This is a genomic window from Yimella radicis (genome assembly GCF_054778255.1).
This window is the reverse complement of sequence record NZ_BAAGZR010000001.1, coordinates 76,060-93,776: the sequence shown is the minus strand read 5'-3', so window position 1 is coordinate 93,776 and position 17,717 is coordinate 76,060. Positions and strand designations below refer to the sequence as shown.

14 protein-coding genes and 2 pseudogenes are annotated in these 17,717 nt (G+C 61.9%); 12 read left to right on the top strand and 4 right to left on the bottom strand.

Annotated elements, in window-relative coordinates:
* Window positions 1-121 precede the first annotated feature (121 nt).
* From ACYU8W_RS00440 to ACYU8W_RS00425, 4 genes are all read left to right on the top strand, one after another.
* A complete protein-coding gene (locus tag ACYU8W_RS00440; RefSeq protein ID WP_499465732.1) occupies window positions 122-1,495 on the top strand; it encodes an L-serine ammonia-lyase in 1,374 nt (457 codons plus the stop codon).
* Between the two features lie 271 nt (window positions 1,496-1,766).
* Window positions 1,767-1,955, top strand: a complete 189-nt coding sequence (locus ACYU8W_RS00435) for a hypothetical protein (protein WP_499465730.1) — start codon at window positions 1,767-1,769, stop codon at window positions 1,953-1,955.
* Window positions 1,952-2,302 carry a hypothetical protein gene (locus ACYU8W_RS00430; protein ID WP_499465729.1) on the top strand — a complete coding sequence of 117 codons (351 nt, stop codon included), beginning with the start codon at window positions 1,952-1,954 and terminating at the stop codon, window positions 2,300-2,302. Before ACYU8W_RS00435 ends, ACYU8W_RS00430 begins: the two co-directional genes overlap by 4 nt.
* Window positions 2,303-2,372: 70 nt before the next feature.
* Window positions 2,373-3,065 (top strand): DUF6308 family protein, encoded by a 693-nt coding sequence (locus tag ACYU8W_RS00425; RefSeq protein ID WP_499465728.1) that lies wholly within the window; start codon window positions 2,373-2,375, stop codon window positions 3,063-3,065.
* Here the strand turns inward: ACYU8W_RS00425 and ACYU8W_RS00420 are convergent.
* On the bottom strand, window positions 3,062-5,176 hold the full coding sequence (locus ACYU8W_RS00420; RefSeq protein ID WP_499465726.1) for a GmrSD restriction endonuclease domain-containing protein: 2,115 nt from the start codon (window positions 5,174-5,176) through the stop codon (window positions 3,062-3,064). The genes ACYU8W_RS00425 and ACYU8W_RS00420 overlap by 4 nt on opposite strands.
* 156 nt (window positions 5,177-5,332) lie before the next feature.
* Between ACYU8W_RS00420 and ACYU8W_RS00415 the strand changes: the two genes are divergently transcribed.
* On the top strand, window positions 5,333-6,142 hold the full coding sequence (locus tag ACYU8W_RS00415) for a GIY-YIG nuclease family protein (RefSeq protein WP_499465724.1): 810 nt from the start codon (window positions 5,333-5,335) through the stop codon (window positions 6,140-6,142).
* 69 nt (window positions 6,143-6,211) lie between these two features.
* On the opposite strand, the gene ACYU8W_RS00410 is transcribed toward ACYU8W_RS00415, so the two are convergent.
* Complete coding sequence (locus tag ACYU8W_RS00410; RefSeq protein WP_499465723.1) at window positions 6,212-6,526, bottom strand: hypothetical protein; 315 nt, start codon at window positions 6,524-6,526, stop codon at window positions 6,212-6,214.
* Window positions 6,527-6,944: 418 nt separating this feature from the next.
* Here ACYU8W_RS00410 and ACYU8W_RS00405 point away from each other — a divergent pair, with 418 nt between their 5' ends.
* From ACYU8W_RS00405 to ACYU8W_RS00390, 4 genes are read left to right on the top strand one after another with little or no spacing between them, the layout of a single operon-like run.
* Window positions 6,945-8,168 (top strand): DNA cytosine methyltransferase, encoded by a 1,224-nt coding sequence (locus tag ACYU8W_RS00405; protein ID WP_499465721.1) that lies wholly within the window; start codon window positions 6,945-6,947, stop codon window positions 8,166-8,168.
* Entirely contained in the window at window positions 8,161-8,784 is a 624-nt protein-coding gene (locus ACYU8W_RS00400) for a hypothetical protein (protein ID WP_499465719.1), read from the top strand. The genes ACYU8W_RS00405 and ACYU8W_RS00400 overlap by 8 nt, the downstream gene beginning before the upstream one ends.
* A complete protein-coding gene (locus tag ACYU8W_RS00395) occupies window positions 8,781-9,923 on the top strand; it encodes an McrB family protein (RefSeq protein WP_499465717.1) in 1,143 nt (380 codons plus the stop codon). Before ACYU8W_RS00400 ends, ACYU8W_RS00395 begins: the two co-directional genes overlap by 4 nt.
* A gap of 18 nt (window positions 9,924-9,941) precedes the next feature.
* Window positions 9,942-11,273 carry an McrC family protein gene (locus tag ACYU8W_RS00390; protein ID WP_499465715.1) on the top strand — a complete coding sequence of 444 codons (1,332 nt, stop codon included), beginning with the start codon at window positions 9,942-9,944 and terminating at the stop codon, window positions 11,271-11,273.
* A gap of 448 nt (window positions 11,274-11,721) precedes the next feature.
* On the opposite strand, the pseudogene ACYU8W_RS00385 reads toward ACYU8W_RS00390, so the two are convergent.
* Window positions 11,722-11,934 (bottom strand): annotated as a pseudogene (locus ACYU8W_RS00385) (IS1634 family transposase); the annotation flags it as partial.
* 533 nt (window positions 11,935-12,467) lie between these two features.
* On the opposite strand from ACYU8W_RS00385, the pseudogene ACYU8W_RS00380 reads away from it, so the two are divergent.
* A pseudogene (locus ACYU8W_RS00380) lies at window positions 12,468-14,043 on the top strand (IS1634 family transposase).
* A 621-nt stretch (window positions 14,044-14,664) separates the two neighbouring features.
* Here the strand turns inward: ACYU8W_RS00380 and ACYU8W_RS00375 are convergent.
* A complete protein-coding gene (locus ACYU8W_RS00375; protein WP_499465713.1) occupies window positions 14,665-15,381 on the bottom strand; it encodes a TetR/AcrR family transcriptional regulator in 717 nt (238 codons plus the stop codon).
* A 450-nt stretch (window positions 15,382-15,831) separates the two neighbouring features.
* On the opposite strand from ACYU8W_RS00375, the gene ACYU8W_RS00370 reads away from it, so the two are divergent.
* Together ACYU8W_RS00370 and ACYU8W_RS00365 are read left to right on the top strand one after the other, a co-directional pair.
* Window positions 15,832-16,002, top strand: coding sequence for a hypothetical protein (locus ACYU8W_RS00370; protein ID WP_499465711.1), 171 nt, complete (start codon window positions 15,832-15,834; stop codon window positions 16,000-16,002).
* Between the two features lie 98 nt (window positions 16,003-16,100).
* Window positions 16,101-17,285 carry a TRAFAC clade GTPase domain-containing protein gene (locus ACYU8W_RS00365; protein WP_499465709.1) on the top strand — a complete coding sequence of 395 codons (1,185 nt, stop codon included), beginning with the start codon at window positions 16,101-16,103 and terminating at the stop codon, window positions 17,283-17,285.
* Window positions 17,286-17,717 lie beyond the last annotated feature (432 nt).

Below are 17,717 nucleotides of genomic sequence, written 5' to 3'. Positions count from 1 at the left end.
GGCCCAACCGTAAGGCGTGCGCCCGGCCCGGTTGTCGAACCGGCGCCTAGGATGGCGTGACGCAGGCCTCATCAACCATCAGGTCTGCGGACAATCCCGTTACCTCGAGGAGCCGACACCCATGGCGCTCAGCGCTTTCGACCTGTATTCCATCGGCATCGGTCCGTCGTCCTCTCATACGGTCGGTCCCATGCGCGCGGCGAAGATGTTCGTCGACGCACTGGAGCAGGACGGCCGGCCGGACGATGTCGTCCGGGTGCACGCCCAGTTGTTCGGTTCGCTCGGTGCCACCGGCCACGGCCACGGTTCCGGCAAGGCCGTGCTGCTCGGTCTGGAGGGGGAGGACCCCGAGACGGTCGACGTCGACAGCGCCGATGCACGCGTCCAGAACATGAAGGTGCGCCGGCTGGTCCGCCTCGGCGGCACCCACGTGGTCGCGTTCGACGCGGACAAGGACCTCGTCCTGCACCGTCGTAAGTCGCTGCCGACGCACCCGAACGGCATGCAGTTCGACGCGTTCGACTCCGACGGTGAGGTCATCGCCAGCCGCGTCTACTACTCGGTCGGCGGCGGCTTCATCGTCGACGAACACGCCACCGGCGCCGACCGCGTCGTGCAGGACGACACCCCGCTTCCGCTGTACTTCACCACCGGCGAGCAACTGCTCGAGATTTGCGAGCGCGAGAGCCTGTCGATCAGCGAGGTGATGATGCGCAACGAGCAGGTCTGGCGCAGCGAGCAAGAGATCCGGGACGGACTGCTTCGAATCTGGGCGGTGATGCAGCAGTGCGTCATGAACGGGTACGGCCGCGAGGGCGTGCTGCCCGGAGGTCTGAAGGTGCCGCGTCGTGCACCCGGCCTGTACCGCGACCTCACCGCCGACGGTGCGCGGATGGACCCGCTGCACGTCATGGACTGGGTCAACCTCTATGCGCTGTCGGTCAACGAGGAGAACGCATCCGGCGGACGCGTCGTGACCGCCCCGACCAACGGCGCCGCCGGCATCATTCCCGCGGTGTTGCACTACTACCGCGACTTCGTCGGCGGCGCGGACGACGACGGCGTCGTGCGCTTCCTGCTGACCGCCGCGGCGATCGGCATCCTGTTCAAGGAGAACGCATCAATCTCGGGTGCGGAGGTCGGCTGCCAGGGCGAGGTGGGCTCCGCCTGTGCGATGGCGTCCGGTGCGTTGTGTGAGGTGCTGGGCGGCACGCCTGAGCAGGCCGAGAACGCCGCTGAGATCGGTATCGAACACAATCTGGGTCTGACCTGTGACCCCGTCGGCGGGCTCGTGCAGATCCCGTGCATCGAGCGCAACGCGATCGCGTCGGTCAAGGCGATCAACGCAGCTCGCTTGTCGCTCAACGGAACCGGCACCCACCACGTGAGCCTCGACAAGGCGATCAAGACCATGCGCGACACCGGGCGCGACATGTCGATCAAGTACAAGGAGACCGCCCGCGGCGGTCTTGCGGTCAACGTCATCGAGTGCTGACTTCGTCGCGAATGAGGGGCAGATCGGCCTCGTGAACCAGCTGCGCTTCGGCGTCGAATTCAACCTTCGGTGGACGGTTGCCTTCTCCACAGCGTTGGTCGCAGGCGGGTACCACCCGAGCAGCATTGCAGTATGAAGTTGCGTGCGAGTCCGTGTGACGCGGCTGTCGCCGCGCTCGACAAGTTCGCCCGTGCTGCGGGCCTCGAATCGCGCTTTGCGGCGACTCGTTGCCGGAGGCTTCCTGACCAAGGTTGTTAAGAAGGTGCCCAGAGTGGGCAAGCTCTCAACAGCCGCATCACCGGCTCTCGTCGCTGCAGCACGGCTCGCCGGCGACGCGCTCAAGGACGCGAACGAGCAGGCCCGGGCCAACCGTGACGTACTCGCTGCGACACTCACGCAGTTCAAGCTCGACTTGGAGCGTGGGGTTGAGGAGCGACTGCTGTTGAAGAGCCGGAAGTGACGGCCGTTTCTCCCGGCGCGGACGGGCTGATCTGGTTGACCAGGGGCAAGTCGTGGGGTTTCCGCTTCGTCTTGGACGGCGGCCTGCCCGACTCGTTGCCCGTATACGAGCGAGCATTCGAGCGAGTTGATCAGGACGAGTCCACCGCGTGTGATCGGGTGGCCGACGCCGTAGCCCTGTGCTTTCCGGACCCGCAAGGGAGACGGGATGCGTCCGGCCGGGTCATCCCGCACGACTTTGTCGTGCCGGACGACCTTGGGCTCGCAATCGAGTCCGTGGACGACGGGATCGATTCTGTCTGGCCGCTCGTCGCAGGGCACTACGACCGAATTTGGGACAAGGGGTAACGGTGTGCCGACTGCGCGTACGCGGTCTGCATCATGATGACGTCGAGCTGCTACCTCGGGAGGAAACACCATGAGCGACGGACAATTGAGCTACGAAGGTCTGAACCTTCCGACGTCCCTGCAGCCAGGGAACGAGACTTGGGCTGTTGGCCTCCTGAAGTTCTACTTCTTCGACGAAGTCTCGCCCGGCCGCCCGCTGTTCAGCGGTGGTCAGTGGGATGCCTGGGACCCTTCGGGTACCCGGGCAAGCTCGCAGAACACCTTCACCTCGGACGACCTGACATCGCTGTCGTTGTTGGGGGTAGACCTCCCCGGGGACGCGGCGGTGCAGATTCTCGTGAAGCAGAAGGATCGCTTCGATCAGCTTCTGTCGGCCATCGGCGACGACCTGGACCTTGTCGACGTCGACGACGTCAGCGAGTCGGGAAAGAAATACGGCCCGGTGTGGGCGCTCTGGCACGAGCTTCGAAAGCTCCACAACGTGGGCGCGACCAAGACCGCGAAGCTGATCGCCCGAAAGCGCCCACGACTTGTGCCTGTTTATGACTCGGTGCTGAGGGGGACCGTGTTTCCGTCGGGTAAGCAGTGGCAGCCGCTCCACGCGGCACTACGTCAGGAGACGCCGCACCGCCGCCTCCACGACCGGCTCGAGGACCTGCGCCAGGATGCGGGGCTCGGCAGTGAGGTCAGCCCGTTGCGTGTGTTCGACGTGCTGGCCTGGCTTGAGGGATCAGGGAAGGCGCAGGCAGTCCCACGCCCCTAAGCGGTGCCGGATTGGCTCGAAAGATTCTTTCGGAGCTCGCTCAGCCGGCGTCCATCTGGGAGCCGCCAGTACTGCCAGCCGTTCACGGCACGCCCCAGAATCGCTCGACCGGCGCCGCTGGGAGTCTCATGCTCGACCCCGTTGACCAGCAGTCTCCCCCGCTCCGTGACGGTCGCCGTCGTGCTTGGGTCGCGACCGACGAGCGCGTCGCCGGGTCCGAGGAGGCCCGCAGCGACGATCTCCCGGAACTCGATCCAAGCTGTCTCCGGTCCACCCGCGAGGGACATCGGGGTCGTATCGTGGTTCGCAGGAGTCGGCCAGGTACGGATAAGCGCCTCGATCGTCTCGTTGGTTCGCGCATCGATGTCCGTTTCGGACCACGACGGCAGGTCTCGCATCTGGCGATTCATGAGGAGCACATCGTGCTTGCGTAGTGCGGTTTGTTTGCCTTTCTCGCCTCCCCACGGGCCGTTCGAGACCGAGGAGTTCAGCGAAGCGGTGAGAAGAGTGAGGTTTCCGAACCGATGTATGTGCGCATCGCGCTCGACCTCGGCCCTTAGATTCTCGACGGGCCAGTTGGTGCGCCAGCGCTGGGGCAGGACATGCTCGATGTGCATCGTGTCCCGCGGCACCCGGCTGCCCGTGCGAGAAGTCTCGGAGGTGTATCCGCGGGCGTCGTCCTCGACCGCCTCGAGGAACATCCGCAGCCGCCCGCGCGAATGCTGGCGGTACGCCGCAGCGGATAGCAGTTCCGTGCGGAGTTCCCGATCGGACGGCCAGTAAGTGCCCGGACGGTCTTGGGCTGCGAGGAAGCCGCGTGTGTCGTCGGCGACCTTGGACTTCTCCACTCCCCGTAGTTCACGAATCAGAGTGGCGACCAGCCGACTCGCGTCAGCTGTCGGTCGGCGTAGCAAGGAGCGCCGCAGGATCCAACTCTCGACCCAGCCGAGTGCGGCATCAGCGATGTCGGATGGAATCGAAAGCTCGGAGTCGTACAACCAGATGAGGACCGGCTTCACCGCCTCCAAACCGGCCGCCTGCGTTCGGTAGGTGAACAGGCTGGGCGCATCCAGCGCTCCGTCTCGCAGCTTCGCGGCATGGATCCACCCCTCGTACTGCAGTGCCTGGCGATGGAGTGCCTTCACGATGTCGTCCATAGAGCGTGCGGCCGAGTACTCAAACCACTGGCGAAAGCGAATGAACGTTGACTGAGTGCTCACTTCTTCACCCGTCTGTGCAACGAGCCAGTGATTGAGGAACAGCGCGACCCGCGGGACGAGGTACCGGCCGACGCTTACTTCGGTCGTCCAGAACTTCTGGTCGAACATCTTCCAATGCGTGGAGTAGGCGGCAGCCGTGTCGACTCCTTCGGCCTCCAGTCGCTGGAACACGAAGTTCTTGATGAGGTCGGCCTGTGTCAATGGTGTGCCACGAGCGTTGAGCGTTTCGAAGATGGCTTGTGAGTTTTCGTCCGCCGTAAGAGAGATGACGACGAACTCGAGCCCCGTGAGCAACACGCTCGCAAGCGCGTCGGCGCGTTCGGCGACCGCGGAGGCATCGCCAGCGTCAGCCAACCACTCGGAGACCTCCGCGCTGAAGAACTGATGGGCTTGAACGATCCTGTGGTCCCGATCGAGGTCGTCGTAATCGAGAATGGGCCCCGGCAACATCACGGACGCGAAGGGGTCAGCGTCGTCGTTGCTATGTTGAATCTTGAGCTGGGCTCGACCTTCGAAGCCAAGGTCCTCGGGGTTGTGCGTCAACCGGCGGAGTCGTCGTGCAGCGAGCGTGAGGTCACGCGCATCGAAGATCCTGGCGGCACCGTCGATGAGAAGTTGGACGGTGGTGAGCCGTTGCTGTCCGTCGATGAGGGCGTATTCCTCCGCGTCCCCCATCTGTCGACCGGACAGCTGTTGCATGACCACTGCACCGAGGAAGTGGGTGGCATCGGCTGCAGCAGATTGGCGGAGCTCGGCGAGTCGCCGAACGTCGTCCCACATGGGTTGCCACTGGTGGTCCTCGCGCCAAACGTACGGCCGCTGGAACAGCGGGATCCTGAGGTATTGCGGGAGGTTGAACAGCTTCGTCGGCGTGCTGACCCGAGTGTCCATTGGCATAACATACGAGGCTCGGAGCGTGACGGAGCCGTACCGCGGCTAGTTGCTAGGAACAAGCCGAAGGTGAGCCGCTGCGGACAAAGCTGAGCGGTGGATCTCTACGTTGCTCGAGGTCATGGTCGGGGAGGGGCAGATGGGGGTGGAGTCGTAATGACGCTCACACTCGGCCCAATCCTCGCGAGCGCCGGGATCGACCCGGGTCACGCGATCGTGATCCGGCACTCGTTCGTGCTTGCCCATGCCGACGGCGAGCGCGGTCTCCACGCCGACTCGACTGACGACGAGATTCTCGCCTACACATCGCGGCAGTCCGCGGATACTCGGACCTTCCCGGCAGCCCCGCCTCGACAGTGGGTCATCTTCATGAAGGAAGGCGGAGACCGGGCTCGCCTCTGGTCGGTCGTCGACAACCATGGAGAGACCTACAACGACGGCACGCGTCGCGGGTTCGACCTCAGGGTCTCCGACGATCTGGCCGACCTCAGGAACCGGCTGGTCATCTCCTGGCCGGCGCCGCGAGCGTGGCGGGTGCACGGCACCACCGCCACGGGGTACCGCGTGGCAGAGGTCGCCGACGCGCGGCCGCTGCGCTTCCCGGGCTTTGACAGGCTCATCGTCGACCGCGTGCAACTTCAAGCGCTGACGCGAGAGCACCGATACGCGGGATGGCGCACCGCCCTCGCCTCGGTCAAAGGCATCTACCTGATCACCGACACCCGTGACGGGCGCCAATACGTCGGCAAGGCCGACGGCGCCGAGACGATTCTCCAGCGGTGGAGCGAGTACGCAACAACTGGTCACGGCGGCAACGTTGAGCTCCGCGGGCTCGATCCGGCAACCTTCCGCTACTCGATCCTGCGTGTCTTCGATCCGGCAACGCCCACGCGCGACATCGATGAGGCGGAGAGTCATTTCAAGCAAGCTCTCGACACGCGCAAGCATGGACTCAATCGGAACTGACCCACATCGCGCCTGAGACGATGACGGCTCACCGCGTCTGCGAGGCAAGGGGACTGCATGGAGCCTGGGCTATACGAGCGTCTGGTCGACGCTGGCCTCGCACGCGCTCTCGACGATCTCGACGATGACCTCGTCGCTCACCTCAAGGACGTCCACGACGCTGATCTTCGCCACGTGATCAGCCGGCACGTCGCGTCCGCCCTCGTCCGCCAGGTCACCCCAGAGTTGGCGAATCAGATCCTCGCTGGCCTTGACGACGAGGACGACGCTCAACTGCCGCCGGTCAAGACCTGGCACCTCGTCGGCGTCGAGAGCATCGGTAACGCCCGGCATCCCGCAGGCCGCATCGCCGAAGATCAACTGCGCGCACAACGCTCGATCCAAGTCATCGTTCGACGTACGCTGTTTGCACCGACCGACGGACCGCTGAACGGTTGACCGAATGGCCAACGATGTCGTGCGCGGACGAAGGTGCACTACGAGATTCAACGCGATCGGCTGCAGGCGACATACGGCTCATCAAAGCCGCAACATGGGCTAGGTTGGCTCGTCCGTCCTCTCCAGGAGCGCGCTCCTCGACGGCATTGAGTGGAACGGTCCATCTCCGAGGTGGACACACCAACGCTGTTGCGGCGGATTGAGAGACCCGCTTCGTCGCGCCGCCCATGCAGGGAAACCAGGCCCGGGACCGACCACGCTACCCGCGTGACGCTCTGCAGTGCGTTGGCGGCATGCCAAGGACCCACGCACCTGCACGATACTATCGCGCCAGGCTGTCAGTACCCCGCCGTATGTTGCTCGCATGCGCAACGCCAAAGGAGACACGATGAGAGCTCAAGCAACGATCAATAACGGCAACCGACCCGTCGCGATCGACCTGTTCTGTGGAGCCGGAGGGTTGTCATTCGGCCTCCAGGAGGCAGGCTTCAGGGTAGCCCTAGGTCTTGATTTCGACAGCCACGCCCTGCGCACGTTCGAGGCAAACCACGCCGACGCCGCGATCCTTAACAGAGATGTGCGCGAAGTCACAGGAAAGGACATACTTGCGGCTGCAGGGGTGGATCACATCGATCTGCTTGCCGGAGGGCCAAGCTGCCAAGGCTTCAGCACCCACGGCAAGCGGCTAGTCGATGATCCAAGGAACTTCCTGTACAGGGAGTTCTTGCGGCTAGTAGACGAACTCCAGCCCACAACAGTCCTGATGGAGAATGTCAAAGGTCTCATAATCTCCGGCAAGGGCGCTTTTAAGCGCCAGGTTGTCGACAGCTTCGAATCGCTAGGGTATAGCGTTGAGGGCCAGCTACTTCACGCTGCAGACTTTGGCGTTCCGCAGAGGCGTGAGCGAGTCATATTCATGGCAAGCAAGCTGGGCTCGACCATAAAATTTCCGGATCCAACCCATGGTCCGAGTGATTCGCCCGCCGTCCTCGGGGGACAGCTGGAACCCTACGTCACCGTCGATCAGGCGATAGGGGACCTCCCAGGCATCGCTGTCGATTCCCGCACCGAGCCCCTGCAGCAGCAGGAGACGGCCGTTCTTACTGACTACCAGAAGGAAATGCGCCGAGAGACCACTGACATCTGGAATCACATTTCGAGACCCGTGTCCGACCTCGCCCTAGAGATAATCTCACAAGTCAAACCAGGAAATGGGCTGAGGACAATTCCGCCAGAGCGCCTTCCTAGTCGCTTCCAGCGCATGCGTAGGATATCAACTGGCGAACTTCGACGCGATTGCACAACGCTCTATTACCGACTCTCGCCGTCTGCCCCGTCATACACAATCACATGCAACTTTAAGAATGTTTCATCTGGTGCATTCACGCATCCATCTGAGAATCGTGCAATCACGGCGCGCGAGGCGGCCAGGCTGCAATCTTTTCCAGACGCATTCCGTTTTTACGGATCGGCCATACCTCGTCAAATTGGAAATGCGGTACCGCCACTACTTGGCAAGGTAGTGGGCGAAGCGGTACTTGATCACCTTCGTACACACGACGATGGCGGAGCATGTCAAAGTGGTTAGCAAACTCGTCCAACAGGAGGACCTGGTAGGTGCGCTCGACGCGCTCAAGGCTTGGGGGACGAAGGTCTCAACCCAGCCGAGCCGTCACGTGTGGTCCGTACTTCCTCTGAAGCACGCCGGAATCAGTCCAGGCGCGTCAATCGCATACACGGAAGACCTCGATCGAAAATTTATGGATCAGTTCTTTCGGCTCAGACAAAGTGATCGCCCGTACTTCGACCCATTTTGTATGACGTGGCTTCCGGAGGGTTATTACCACAGCAATCTCGCAACGTCAAGGAAAAAGACTTTCAATAACAGTTGGCATGCTGGCGCCTTGACTGGCGACTCGCAGTCCTTTGCACTCGACTACGCCCAAATCTTCTCGGCAAAGGCGCTCACAAGATCGGGTGTTACGACCAAGCTACCCGCTCTTTCGTGCGCAATTTGGTTCTATAAGAGACCCGCTTTCGAATGGGGGCATGAACACCCTTTTGCAAACGGGCTGCCACCCCTGGGCGGCATCTTTGAACAGTTCCGATCCGACTTTCACTTTCAGGACGACGGCGAGTGGGGAGCAATTTTTGATACGGCATTGAGTCTTGAGGAAGGTCTAGCAAATAGATGGTCGCAATGAATGAGTTGGCCGAAAGTGAAGTGCGCGAAATTTGCGATCGATTCGCCGGAGAGGTTGAGGTAATTTCTGCGGGGTCGATCGAGGGTCTGCCCGAAACGATGCCTTACGAATCGGCGAACGCTCGCAATATAATTTTGTACGGCCCACCCGGAACTGGGAAGACGTACCGGACTGCGAGCCTCGCCCTCGAAATCCTGGGAACCCAGGTCGATATCAATGATCGCGAAGCCGTGCTTGAAGCGTTTCGGATGGCTACGGAGGCGGGGGCAGTCGCGTTCGTGACCTTTCACCAGTCATACAGCTACGAAGATTTTGTGGAAGGCATTCGTCCGACTCTCGACGATGGCCACGGCACCAACGACCTTTCCTATAAGATCGTGCCAGGCATCTTTAGGATGATATGTGCGCGCGCGCGGATGCATCCGGGTGATGCTTTTGTCCTCATCATTGACGAAATCAATCGAGGAAATGTATCCGGGATATTTGGCGAACTGATTTCACTGATCGAAGACGATAAAAGACTGGGTCGCCCAGAGTCGCTGACCGCAGTCCTCCCATATTCGCGCGAAGCGTTTGGGGTTCCTGACAACGTTTTTCTAGTCGGCACTATGAACACCGCAGATCGCTCCCTCACTGGTCTAGATGCCGCTCTTCGCCGCCGATTTGAGTTCCGACAGATACCACCCGCTGTCGATCTTTTTAAAGACTCCGATACGGGTTCATTTTGGGAAGTGGAGGAGATCTCGGTCCGAGATATTCTGAGCGGACTGAACGGTAGGCTTGATGCGTTGCGGGGAAGTGACTACCTCGTAGGCCATGCATTCTTCATGCCCTTGGCGCATCCGGAGTTGCGAAATATATCAACGCTGGCGGAGATATTTGGCCGGAAAGTGGTCCCTCTCCTCCGCGAATATTTCTTTGATGATCCGGAGTCGATCATGCGCGCGCTGGGTCAATTGGACACTACGAATCAACCTTGGAATCTCGTGCGACAAGCAGCTTCGCCGATTCCCGGGCTAGACAAGGTGTGGAATTTCAGTGACCAGCCGCTCACCAATGTCGACTTCTATCGCCAGGTTGCTGGCCTTCCATTGTCTGTGGACGTCCATCCGAATAACCACCCAGCACCAGGCGCTTGAGCTGGTTCGTCGGCGCGGATGAGACTTCAGATTGGCGAGACGGGTCACCTTAGCAGTCACCAGGTTCCGCCAGGTTTCCCAATTTCCAAATTTCGAGATGTGTGGGCTACGCCGCTGCTAGAGACCGGTTCTCGCAGGGTCCGGGCGTTTGCGCACGGCGACGGTTTGAATGGCGGTGGGAGAATCGGGATCGTTCAAATCGGTGGCCACTCTGTTGAGATTCTTCCGAAGACATTTGAGATCGACGGTGATCTGCCTGCGGCGCGGCGTCTAGCCAATGTTCTCATTGAAGAGTTTATCGGTTCGCCGAGTGCGCGAATAATCGGCATAGGCGACAGTGATGGTTTGCGAATGGATTTCTCTGAACGAGCTATGGAGAATTTCATGATCGAGGTTGACCTGGTAGTCGAGCAAGGTTTGAGGGCAAGGTATCGACCGTCGCAATCCATACGACCTTATGTTCGTGGGAGGATCAACTTTGCGTCCCAGGTGCGACTGCATGGCGGCCAACGACACCTGACACCCGTAAGCGAACTTCTGTTTTCGCTCGATCGCCCTGAGAACAGATTGATTAAATCGGCGCTGGGTGTGGTTGCCCGCAAATCATCGGTAGCAATTCATCGCACGCGCGCCGCCTACCTTTCGGACGCTATGAGGGAGGTACGGGAATCAGTAGACGTGGTTGGGGACTTCCGACGCTGGGATCAAACCCAACTGATGGGGCACTACCGTGCCATCGAACCGTGGTGCCGTCTCGTTCTTGTTCCAGCAACTGGCGTAACGGTGGGCTACCAGAAAAGCGAGTCGTGGCTGTGGAACACTCATATACTCTTCGAACGTATCGTCGCCAAAAAACTGGCTGAGCGGCTGGCGAAACTCCAGGGTGCGCGGGTCCTTGTCCAGCAAGGTGTTGGCGCACTGAACCCACACTTGGGAGTGCGTTCGGATGGGTCCGGTACTTTCCTGCTTAAGCCCGACCTTATGGTTCTAAATGGACAGAATGTGGCTGCAATTCTAGATACGAAATGGAAGGTCGCCTCGAACTGGACTTCCCAGGAGGCAAGTACCGAAATCGTTGCAGATCATGGGGATTGGCCAGGGGAAGTCTCGGCCCCGCTGTCGAGTGCCGATGTGTATCAAATGTACACATATGCGCGACACTTCGATTGTTTGAATAGTGCGCTGATATATCCATCGACCACAAGATTTCGCGCCCCGATGAGCTTTGTGGTTGATGGACACAGGCTATCTGCGATACCTTACGACGTGATTTCCAATAGCTTCCTTCTCGGGAATATTGATACAACAGGTGGCCTCATTGGTGACGAGCTCGTGGATATTTTAAAGTGAGACAAGATGGCCGGCGGACTCGTTGGTAATGCGGTAAAGGTTCAGCCCTCCACCTATCACGAGCACGCGGAGACGGTGGTGCGCGGCTGTGGAGGATGCAGCGGGGAGTTGTAGCGGCCGTCCACGGCTTCGGTGCTGACACACGGTGCCGAAGGCCGCCGGCGGGATGGACAGGTAGAAGGCGGTGCCGTGTAAGTCGCCCCCTTGGTATCGAAAGAACCGACGAGCTCGGTGTGCCTCTGGTGCCAGGGCGCGACGGAAGCGTTCGAGTGCGGGATCGGGCAACTGGCGAAGTTGCGCAGGACGTGTCCGGTGACCTTGCAGTCGTCGGCGCGTGTTGGCTGGCAAAAGGCGGGATCAAGTGATCTCGGTCCTGGACGCTGAACCGCTGGTTGGCCTACTGAGGTCGAACAGCTCTGTCTCGCGAACCCTCCCGAGTTGCACAGTTTTAGTGTGTGCCAAGAAGACGGAGGATCTGCTCGGCTTCGGGGGTGAGTTGTGGCTGGGCGGTGATGAGGTGTCCAGCGATGCTGACCTGCACTTCGCGTAGTGGCCTCAAGGTGGTGACGATGCGTTTGATGCTGAGCCCGGTTTCGTTCTGCAGGTAGCGGGCGACCGCGAGGGCAGCGAACACGATGGTCAGGTGGGCTTCGATCGCGTCGCTGGACGCTGAACCGCTGGTTGGCCTACTGAGGTCGAACAGCTCTGTCTCGCGAACCCTCGATGAGAACGACGGCGAATGTGACGTGTTCGACTGTGACTTCGTGATCCCCATGTGCGCAACGGTCAACGGTGCTGAACTGGTTGCGGCCCATCCGGGCGAGGTCGCTTCCGCATGCTTGCTCCCGAATCCGACGAGGTCGACAAGAGATGATCGCGTCGTTTCTGACAGCGGCCGAGATGGGTGGCGTGGTGCTTGCGGGCTGGAGGCTTGTGCGCAGCAGTTCGACACGTGCCGTCACAAGGTCGACGGTTGACAATCTCGAATGGGAGAGTGAAGTGACTCTATCTAGGTGGGCTCAGGGGCTGGCGTACGCCGACATCCGGGAGGCGCTTCGCGCGCCGGCCGAGAATCGCTGGCTGATCGACGGGCTGTATGACCTGACTCGGACCTCCGGGGTGTGATGGCGCGGGTTGGGTGAGTGTTTGTGCTGGTCAGGGTGCTGCGGCTTGTTTGGGTGACACACTAACGGCGTGGTTTTTCTGCGGAAGGTGCGGACGGCGTCGGGTGCGACAGCGGTTCAGATCGCGGTCCGGCGTGATCGCCGGGACGTGGTGGTCGAGCACTTGGGGTCGGCGCACACCGAGGCGGAACTGGCCGCGTTGATGGAGGCCGGCCGGGCCAAGATCCACGCCGGCCAAGGAGAATTGGACCTCGGCTTCGGCTCGAAACACGGCTCGGGTAGGGATCCGCGGCAGGCTGTGGTCACGGCCAAGACTTCCCGGTTGTTGCTGCAGGTGTTACGGGATGCGTAGGATGCGCTGGGATTCAACGCGATTGATGATGAGGCGTTCTTTCAATTGGTCGCTGCCCGGTTGATCGAACCGGCCTCGATGACCGACTCGCTTCGGGTCCTGGACGAAGTCGGTGTCGGGCACGCCTCGTTACGTACCATGTTCCGGACGCTGAAACGGGCTGGTGTCGGTGAATACCGCGACCAGGTCGCCGCCCGGTGTTTCGCGCATGCCGCGACTGCGGGGGATGTGACGTTGTGCCTGTACGACGTCACAACGCTCTACTTCGAGGCCGAGCACGAGGACGACCTACGCAAGGTCGGCTACTCCAAGGAACGGCGGGTCGACCCGCAAATCGTGGTCGGGTTGCTCGTCGACCGGCACGGGTTCCCGTTGGAGATCGGCTGCTTCGAAGGCAACAAGGCCGAAACGGCCACGATCGTGCCGATCGTGCGGCAGTTCGCTGACCGGCACCACCTGGCCGATATCGCGATCGTTGCCGACGCGGGCATGCTGTCCGCGACCAACCTGACCGCTTTGGACCAGGCCGGCCTGCGGTTCATCGTCGGGTCCCGCGTCACGAAGGCACCCGCGGATTTGGAGTCGCATTTGCGGTGGCACGGAATTGGCACGGTGACGCGTTCACCGACGGGCAGATCATCGACACGATCACCCCACGCACCGGCACGGCGGCGGCCCGCGCAGTCAACGATGTGAAGCTGAAGTCCGAGCCGGTGTGGAACCCAGCGGTGCACACCACAGCGTGGCGGGCGGTGTGGGCGTATTCGGCCAAACGTGCGGCCCGGGACGCCAAGACGTTGACGTTGCAGGAGAACCGGGCTGTTGCCGTCGTGGAGGGTGAGCGGGCCCCGCATAAGACTCGGTTCGTCAAGACGGACAACGGTGCCCGATCCCTCGATGAGGCGTCCCTGGCGCGGGCACGGCGGTTGGTCGGGTTGAAGGGGTACGTCACCAACATCCCCGCCGACCTGGCGACCGCGTCGGAGGTCATCGGGAACTATCACGACTTGTGGCGGGTCGAGCAGTCCTTCCGGATGTCCAAGACCGACCTACGAGCACGGCCGATGTTCCACCACACCCGGGACGCGATCGAGGCCCACCTGACGATCGTGTTCGCTGCCCTCGCGGTCGCCCGCACCTGCAGAACGAAACCGGGCTCAGCATCAAACGCATCGTCACCACCTTGAGGCCACTACGCGAAGTGCAGGTCAGCATCGCTGGACACCTCATCACCGCCCAGCCGCAACTCACCCCCGAAACCGAGCAGATCCTCCGTCTTCTTGGCCCACAATAAAACTGTGCAACTCGGGTCCCACGCTCAACGGCGAAGAAGCATGAATTGGAGGGCCAGGGAATTTGGCTCAATGAGGGCCCCCGACACGTGGTCCGGGACCCTCATTGGGTTCACAACTTCAAGGTAGGGGGCGTGCTGCCAATACACCAGCGCCATAAGCCCACATTGATTCCATTACGTACTGCCAGAACTTGCGTCCCGGCCGTTGCGGCCGCCAAGCGGTCACCTTGTTGTAGAACTTCTTCAACGTGTCTGATCTCATGATGGATCTCCTGTCTCTCTTGTCGTTGCTACATTTGTCGTCGGCCATAGGCCAGTCACTTAGTAGGCGAACGACGCCGAGAACCAACAGCACCACCACAACCTCTAGGACGCCCCATTTTCGAAATGGGTCCGCCCCCAGCTTTCAAGCTGCGAACCGCTCTATAGTACCAGCTCGTAGAGGGCTTACCTGCCGTGATGAGCCTGCGGGACTGCTGCACGGTTAGGTGACAGGTCGGGTCACGCTGCCTGAGTGGCTGGCATGGTCCTAATGGCCTCGAAATCGATGGGGGTCAATCGGCCGAGTGCCGTCCTGCCGCCGGCGGCGGTGGTAGGCGGGGAGCTTCGCGCGTACGCGCTCTAGCGCCGAGCCTGCAGCCCCAGACCCGCCAACAGCAGATCGAGCCCGGCCGCGAACTGGTCGCGATCCTCGTGCTCGGCGAACTCTTCGAGGATGTGGTGCATGAACGGGAACTCGGCCGGGTCGAGCGCCCGCCATTGAGCGACGACGTGCTCGAAGAACTCCTGCCGGCTCACCTTTCCGTCGAGCACCTCCTGCGGGGGTTGCTGCCCGATGTCGGCGGCGCTGCCGACGACGAACCCGAGCACCGCCGACACCGCGTGGAAGCTCTGCAGGGGAGTGAGCTCGAGGCGCAGCACCTGTTGGCCGAAGCGTTCGTAGAGCTGCAGGCTGTTGGGCTGGCTGATCGTGTTGCGCATGAAGTAGTCGGCCAGCCACGGGCGCGCGGAGATGGCGTCGAACGCGACCAGTGCCATCGCGCGCAGGTTGTGGATCGGGTCGGCGTCGCCGATGAACTCCTCGGTCTGCTCGAGCACGTCGCCGATGACGTAATCGCTTGCCTTGTCGCGCAATTCGTCCTTGTTCGACACATACCAGTAGATGCTCGTCGCTCCGCCACCCAGCCGTGCGCCGAGCGCCCGGAAGGTCAGCGCGCTGTCGCCACCCTCGTCCGTGAGGGCGACGGCTTCGGAGATCACCGCGTCCATCGAGTGCGAGGCGCGCGGGCGCTCGCGGTTGCGCGTGGCGCGGCTGGAGCCGGTGGTGCGAGGGGTCATGGCGCCCATTTCATCACGGCGGCTTGCGCCATCGAACACTGTTCTATTCTCGCAGCCCTTCAGAATAGAACAACGTTCGATATAAAGGAAGGGTCGCCATGACCGCCATCACTGCCGACGCGGCGACCAGCCGCACCTAGTTCGCCGTGTCGAGCGACCTTGCCTTCACCTTCGTGAACGACCCCGACGTCTGTGCCCGGCTAAGCCCCCGCGAGGTGCAGGTGCTTTAACTGCTGTCGGAGGGACACACCCGCCGTGGCGTTGCCCGATCCTTCGATCCTCCGTTATCGGAGTCGACCGTTGCGACGTACTTGGAGCGGATCTTTCTGCAGTACCGGGCTTTGGGGCGGCAGGTGCGCAGCACGGTCGACGCCGTGCGCGAGGCGACCGTGGACGGGTACTTCGGGACAACCGGGGAACTGTGACGTCGGCCCGCCCGCATAGGTGTGAGTGCGACGCGCGACGCCTGGCCGGCGTCCGCGTGGCGGAGCCCGGGTCGACTGGGGCGATGCGGGTGCCGCACGGGTCTTCATGGCAGACACCTCGATGTACGACGAGGCCGGTGCGGAGCGTTCGTTCGAGCAGTTGCGGGCGGCGTTGGAGCGTCGGCTTCCGGTGTGAGTGCTGCGCCTCTGCCCATGGGTCGGTGATCCGGTCCGATAGCGCGGGAATTCGGAGTGAGGCACATTTAGCTCGCGGAGCTTGGGTACATTCGCGCCATGGCTAAGTACCCCAGGGTTCGGGAGCAGCACGTCGCCGTCTTCGGCGAGTCGGGTTCCGGCAAGACCGTCCTCGTCTCCTCGTTCTACGGACCGACCCAGCAGGGGACCTACAAGAACGACCTGTGGGACCTCGTCGCCGACGACACGGGCCAGGGGAGCAGACTCAACCGTAATTTCGTCGGCATGCGCGATCATGCGACGGCCCCGCCGGCCACCAGGCTGGATTCGACGACCTACTACTTCTCGGTGAAGCTGAAAGGCGACACTGCGGCTGCGTCGAAGGACCGTACGTTCGACACTCTCCGTCTCGCGTGGCATGACTACCCGGGTGAGTGGTTTGAGGAGACGCCCTCCAGTGCGGCGGAGGAGGGCCGGCGGGTGGACACGTTCCGGTCGCTCATGCGCTCCGATGTAGCCATGTTCCTAGTCGATGGTCGCAAGCTTCTGGATCACCGCGGCGAAGAAGAGCGGTACCTCAGTGCCTTGTTCACTAATTTCAGGCAGGGGCTGCTTCGGATCAAGGACGATCTTCAGACCGACGACGAGCCAATCGTCGAGTTCCCGCGGATTTGGATCATCGCTCTGTCGAAGGCCGACCTGCTGCCAGACCTCGACGTCCACGCCTTCCGCGACATGATCACCTGGAAGGCACTCGGCGACGTGGAACGGCTGCGCAGCACCATCGCGGAGCTCGTAGACACGCCCGAAGCGCTGTCGGTCGGAGATGACTTCCTTCTGCTGTCGTCCGCGAAGTTCGAGCTAGCACCCGATCGCGACAATGCAGCGGAGAGCATCGACGTGACTCGGCAAATGGGCGTCGACCTCATCCTTCCCATCGCAACCGCGCTGCCGCTCGAGCGTCGTGTGCAATGGACGGATCGCATGAACATTCCTCGCAAGGTGCTCGAATCCCTTGCTGATGGCGCCGAGACAATTGCGGCGGGACTCGTTGCCGGAGGCTTCCTGACCAAGGTTGTTAAGAAGGTGCCCAGAGTGGGCAAGCTCTCAACAGCCGCATCACCGGCTCTCGTCGCTGCAGCACGGCTCGCCGGCGACGCGCTCAAGGACGCGAACGAGCAGGCCCGGGCCAACCGTGACGTACTCGCTGCGACCCTTACGCAGTTCAAGCTCGACTTGGAGCGTGGGGTTGAGGAGCGACTGCTGTTGAAGAGCCGGAAGTGACGGCCGTTTCTCCCGGCGCGGACGGGCTGATCTGGTTGACCAGGGGCAAGTCGTGGGGTTTCCGCTTCGTCTTGGACGGCGGCCTGCCCGACCCGTTGCCGGAGTACGAGCGAGCATTCGAGCGAGTTGATCAGGACGAGTCCACCGCGTGTGATCGGGTGGCCGGCGCCGTGGCTCTCCGTTTCTCGGATCCGCAAGAGCGCCGCGACGCGTCTGGACGCGTCATCCCGCACGATTTCGTGGTTCCAGACGAACTTGGACTCGCTATCGAGACAGTGGACGACGGAATCGAGATTGTCTGGCCCCTTGTCTCAGACTGGTTCGACCGAGTCTGGGACGCGGCAAAGCCGGCCGACACGTAGCCTCATCTACCGGTTCGAGGCCGGCGCGGAGCGTTCGTTCGAGCAGTTTGCGGGCGGCGTTGGGTGGCGG